This window comes from Verrucomicrobiales bacterium (assembly GCA_016793885.1).
Lineage (GTDB): Bacteria > Verrucomicrobiota > Verrucomicrobiia > Limisphaerales > UBA11320 > UBA11320.
In genome coordinates this window covers 1-5,319 of record JAEUHE010000199.1, presented here as the reverse complement: position 1 = coordinate 5,319, position 5,319 = coordinate 1, and the positions used below count along the sequence as shown (strand labels likewise).

4 protein-coding genes are annotated in these 5,319 nt (G+C 58.3%); 3 read left to right on the top strand and 1 reads right to left on the bottom strand.

From position 1 onward, the window contains the following. Positions 1-190 precede the first annotated feature (190 nt). The 3 genes from JNN07_22920 (at position 191) to JNN07_22910 (ending at position 2,886) form a co-directional block, all read left to right on the top strand. Entirely contained in the window at positions 191-868 is a 678-nt protein-coding gene (locus JNN07_22920; protein ID MBL9170603.1) for a response regulator transcription factor, read from the top strand. A gap of 17 nt (positions 869-885) precedes the next feature. Beyond that, the gene (locus JNN07_22915; protein MBL9170602.1) at positions 886-1,947 is read left to right on the top strand and encodes a HAMP domain-containing histidine kinase; all 1,062 of its coding nucleotides are present in this window, start codon (positions 886-888) and stop codon (positions 1,945-1,947) included. Positions 1,948-2,088: 141 nt separating this feature from the next. Next, a complete protein-coding gene (locus tag JNN07_22910; GenBank protein ID MBL9170601.1) occupies positions 2,089-2,886 on the top strand; it encodes an SDR family oxidoreductase in 798 nt (265 codons plus the stop codon). Between the two features lie 338 nt (positions 2,887-3,224). Here the strand turns inward: JNN07_22910 and JNN07_22905 are convergent, their stop codons facing one another. After that, entirely contained in the window at positions 3,225-4,538 is a 1,314-nt protein-coding gene (locus tag JNN07_22905; protein ID MBL9170600.1) for an ATP-binding protein, read from the bottom strand. Between the last annotated feature and the right edge of the window lie 781 nt (positions 4,539-5,319).

Genomic DNA, 5,319 nt, shown 5'->3' with positions numbered 1-5,319 from the left:
GAAGCACAAGCCACTAGTGGAATCAGCTTTGCGATGGCAAAAGCCTACCTCGCCGAAGTTGGATCCCCCCGACGCTTTACTCGCTATCGGGGGATGCACCATCTAGCGATTTTATCCTCTACTTCGGAGTTCGGGTTAAATGACTATCTTCGGTCTTTCGGTGGAGCCGGCCAATGTGGTACGGTCCGGCATGCGCATTCTGATCGTCGAAGACGAAAAGAAGACCAGCTCCTTTGTTCGTAAGGCGCTGCAGGCCGAAGGGTATGCCGTGGATGTCCTGCATCGCGGGGATGAAGGACTCGCGGCGGCCTTGATTACTCCGTTCGACGCCTTGGTCTTGGATATCATGCTGCCCGGGCGGGACGGCTTGAGCATCGTGAAGCAGTTGCGGGAGCGCGGGAACAACGTGCCCGTGCTACTGCTCTCGGCCCGTGGGGCGGTGGACGAGCGGATCGAGGGACTGAACGCGGGGGCGGATGACTATTTGCCGAAGCCTTTTGAGCTGGGAGAGCTGGTGGCGCGGGTTCGGGCGATCTGCCGACGCACCCAAGGCGCCAGCCGATCGACGGTGTTGCGGTTGGCTGACTTGAGCCTGGATACCGTCACCCGGGAAGTCCGGCGGTCTGATCAGCTGATCCACCTCAGCCCCCGTGAGTTTAGGTTTTTGGAGCATCTCCTTCGGTCGGCCGGGCGCATTTGCACGCGGATGATGCTCTTGGAAAAAGTGTGGGACTACGACTTTGATCCCGGCACTAACGTGGTGGATGTCTATGCCGGGCGAGTGAGGGAGAAGGTCGACGGCGGCTTTGAAGTAAAGCTGGTCCACACTGTTCGTGGGGTGGGTTACGTGATGAAGGAGCCTCAGTGACCATCCGCAGCAGACTCATGTGGTGGTCGGCTGGGCTCAGTCTGACAGGGGTAGCGCTTCTGTTGGGCTTTGCCTACTTCGAGTTCATCCACGAGCATCCAGAGTTTCTCTCGCGCAGCTGGACTCCTGAAATGCGCCGGAGTTTCGTTCACTCGATCAAGGAGGTGGGACTCTTCGCCGGACTACCAGCCTGCATTCTCGCCTTGGGTGGAGCTTGGTGGCTGTTCTTCATCAAGCGGGCTTTGGAACCATTGGAGCAACTGACGGTGGCGGCTGAGGCCATCGATCCCCAGACCTTGCTCAAGCCCCTGCCACGCACGGGTAATCAGGATGAGATCGACCGCCTCGCGGTCGTTCTGAATGAGTCGAATATTCGCGTTCACGAAGCGATGCAGCGCATCCGAGATTTCTCGCTCCACGCTTCCCACGAACTGAAGACCCCCTTGACTGTCTTGAGAGGAGGTCTGGAGTCGGATCTCCGCGAGGGTGGGCTCACGTCGGGGCAGCGCGAGAACGTGGTTGGCTACATTGAAGAGATCGACCGGTTGTCGCGCATCGTGGAAGGGCTGTCGCTCTTGGCTCGGGCGGATGCGAACCAAGTGGAGTTGCGACACGAACCGGTCCCTTTGCACGAGTTGATGCGCGAGGCCTTGGAGGATGGCAAGGTGCTTGGGGAGTCACGTTCCATCGAGATGCGCCTCAAGCGATGCGATGAAGTCATGATCTCCGGAGATCGACATCGGTTGCGGCAGTTGCTGCTCAACCTGATCGACAATGCGGTGAAGTACAACCTGCAAGGGGGATGGGTTGAGGCCGAGTTGGTGGCGGGAGCTGAGGAGACTCTCCTCTCTTTCTCGAACTCTGGGCCGGGTCTCTCGGCTGAGTTGCAGGGGCACGTGTTCGATCGCTTTTTTCGTGGGGACTCGTCGCATAACCGCGCTGTGGAGGGCTGCGGTCTCGGGTTGAGCATCTGTCAGTGGATCGTTCAAGCGCATGGCGGCAAAATTGAGTTCACTTCCGATCCCGGTGTGGTGACGCGGGTAATGGTTCGATTCCCCACCGCGTCCGCAGCGGTTTGAAAACTCGGGCCCTTTTCTACCCCGGCTGAGGAAGAATTTGAACCGCAAAGGACGCAATGTCTGAAAGGGGAAGCGGAATCCTGATGCATCAATTCTGCTCGATCTCCAGGGTCAACCTGTGTTTCAACAAGTCTATTCACTATGACTCCCTCACAATTGTTTGATTTGAATGGCCGGGTAGCGGTGGTTTCTGGCGCGGCATCGGGTATGGGGCGGGCCATGGCCACGGCGCTAGCTCACGCTGGGGCGGAGTTGCTGCTGGTGGACCTGAACTCGGAGGGTGTGAAGCAAGCGGCGGTCGAGATCACCGCTTCTTCCGGCCGTCGGACATTGCCCATGGTGTGCAATGTGTCCGAGCCAGAGTCGATCCGAGCGATGTTTGCGACGCTCGATCGCGAGTGGGGGCGCATCGATTTCTTGGGGAATGTCGCGGGCGAGGGAATTCTTGGGAAGCCGGAGACCATCTCGCTGGAGGATGTGGAGCGCACCTGGCGGAATCTCGTGTACGGCCGGTTTTGCTGTTGTCAGGAAGCGGGTCGTAGAATGTTGAAGGCTGGGCGGGGAAGTATTGTGAACATTGGATCGCTCGCGAGCCTGACGGGAATGGGGCGCGGTCATGTCGCCTACAGCATGGCCATGGGAGCCGTCGCCCAGATGACTCGCGAACTGAGCACCGAGTGGGCATCGCGCGGCGTGCGAGTGAATGCGATTTTGCCGGCGCAGGTGGTGAATCCCAGTTTGGAGAAACGAATGGCGGCCGATCCGACCCTCAAGCCCCGTTACCTCAGCGGCATTCCGGCGAGCCGACTGGGATCGCCGGCGGACATTCAGGGATTGAGCGTCTTCCTGGCATCTGACGCGTCGAGTTGGATCACGGGAGCTCTGATTCCTATGGATGGCGGGAACCTCGCGATGAACGCCGGCGGGTCGATTGGGTGAGGAACGTGCTCCGTGGCGGGACCGGATTGCACATTGCTCATTGCTCATTGCTCATTGCTCATTTTCCGAACCCGAGGGGTTCACAGAGATTAGCCGGGTATCGCAGCGCAGCGTAGATCCCCGGAATTGATTCTCAGAAAAGACAGAGCATCGCGCAGCGATGCCACCTTCTCGCCAACGAGGACGATGGATGCGTCACACAAAGCCACGAAGTCGCTGGGCTTTCCGGACCGAGGAACTAGGATTTGAACCGCAACGGACGCAACGGACGCGATGTCGGAAGGGAAAGCCTGCCGATCTTGCGACCTTCGCGATCTGCCCGATCCCCCGCTTACGCTTCAACTCAGCAGCCATTGCCACGCCGGCATCAGGTGGATCGGTTTGGGGACTTCCGGCTGGGGCAGCCGCGACTCCAAGGTGAGTATCAGTGGCTTGGCTCCTGGGTGTTCTCCTATCGCTTCCTTCAACGCTCTCACTTCTCGATCCAAGGTCGCTGGATCGTCGACGCTGGCACAGACCTGAATCAGCCACGCCGCTTGGGAGCGGTCACGGGCCAGAAAATCGACCTCGTATCCCGAGGCGGTCTTCACGTAACCCACCTCACATTTGCGACGCATCAACTCTACGAAAACAACCGACTCCAGCGCATGGCCCGTATTGGGTCGCCCGCTCCGATCAAAGGCGTGAATTAGAGCCGGATCCACCGGATAGCACTTGCGCGGGTTGACCTGCTGACGTTTCACGGAGTCACTGGCTACTGGCAAGGTCTGGAGCAGAAATGCATCCTCCAAGTGCGCCAACATTTCATGGGCGCTTTCCCGGGAAACCGCGATGTGCCGCGATTTCATGTCCGCAAAGAATTTCTGCACGCTGAACATGCCGGCCGGGCTGGCCAGCAACCGTAAAACCAGCTGCCGCAAGGCCGTGGCATTGGTGATCCCATGGCGTTCGATGACATCCCGCAACAACACGACGTCGACATAGCCCTGCAAGAGCTCGTTGCGTTCTGGCTTGGTTAGCCCTTGAGCCTCCGGAAAGCCGCCCTCATTCAGATATCTCAGGAAATGATGATCCAAAGTGGTCGCCTGCCGAGAAGTGACCGATCCTGGCCGGGTGGGTCTCTCAATGCCGTGGTGGATCAAGAATTCCCCAAAGCTGAAGGGGTAAATTGCGATCTCCCAGGCACGCCCGCGCATTGACGTGGCGATCTCCCGACTGAGTAGCTTGGCCGAGGATCCGGAGAGAAATAGCTGGGTCTGGCCGCTATCCATCATCCGACGAGCAAAGACTTCCCAGCCCGACACCCGCTGGATCTCATCCAAGAACAGTGTTGTATTCTGCGCTGCATCTTCCGGAAACAAACGAGCATGACAGTCCGGTATTAATGAGAGGTTCGACGCGTCAAGTCCCGCCAACCGCTCGTCTTCGAAGTTAAAATAGACCAGTCGACGAGCAGAGATGCCAGACTCGATGAGATCCAACCGGCACTGATGCAGGAAGGTGGTTTTCCCCGCACGCCTCATACCGATTACACATATCGCCTTGTTCTTGATCGACGGCACGGTAGCCTCGCGACGGGTCATTGACCGGGGCCGCATCTCGATCGCTTCCAGGATTTTGCTTTCGATGATCTGCCGATATTGGCCGCTCATTAAGGCCAAATATAATCCATATTGGCAGTCTGACAAGGCCAATATGTAAAGCGTAACTGATCCATGACCGTCCCTGATGGAGAATTTGGAACCGGGCAGAGGAAGCGGGGAACTATGGCCCACGGACCCACGCGGATCACACGGACTCAGAAGCGGCCCCAACGGATGGGATCGAGGACGCGGTGGCGGGAGGAATGACCCTGAAAGCGGCAGTTGTAACCACGGATTTCTCGGATCTCACGGATGGGCCAGGAATTGAACGGAGGACCTCATCACTCTGAAAGGGACTGCGATCTCCCGTTGCAGCATGTAACCACCCCTTCTCGATCCGTGTCATCCGAGCAATCCGTGGTTAGTCCATTGTCGGTTTTAGGCTAATCCACAAAGGTAGGAAAAGGATCTGGAAGTGACGGTGTGGAAAATTTGGACCTTCGACCGACACTGGCATCTTCCGGTCCTGCGCTTATCCGTGTGTTCCGCGTGCTCCGTGGGCTCCGTGGGCTCCGTGGGCTCCGTGGGCTCCGTGGGCCACATCGTCTTGCAGGACCTGATTGCTCATTGCTCATTTTGGGCAGAAACGAGGCTCGCTTCGCTCGAGGAACTGTCCGTGGACGGACAACACTAGTGCGACTGTGAAGCGCACCAACATAGCAGGGTGAGAGTCCCTGTCAGGCCTATGTTCACCAGGCCTGTGACTGAAAGTAACTGCGGCACAGCAATGTGACCGTGGAGAGCAACTGGAAGTGAACTGCCAGTCCGTAACAAGAGGACCCCACGAGGG

What these genes read in the sequence shown, in the direction of transcription:
- JNN07_22920 (MBL9170603.1), top strand. Translation starts at nt 191, where the DNA reads ATGCGCATTCTGATCGTCGAAGACGAAAAGAAGACCAGCTCCTTTGTT.
- JNN07_22915 (MBL9170602.1), top strand. Translation starts at nt 886, where the DNA reads ATGTGGTGGTCGGCTGGGCTCAGTCTGACAGGGGTAGCGCTTCTGTTG.
- JNN07_22910 (MBL9170601.1), top strand. Translation starts at nt 2,089, where the DNA reads ATGACTCCCTCACAATTGTTTGATTTGAATGGCCGGGTAGCGGTGGTT.
- JNN07_22905 (MBL9170600.1), bottom strand. Translation starts at nt 4,538, where the DNA reads ATGAGCGGCCAATATCGGCAGATCATCGAAAGCAAAATCCTGGAAGCG.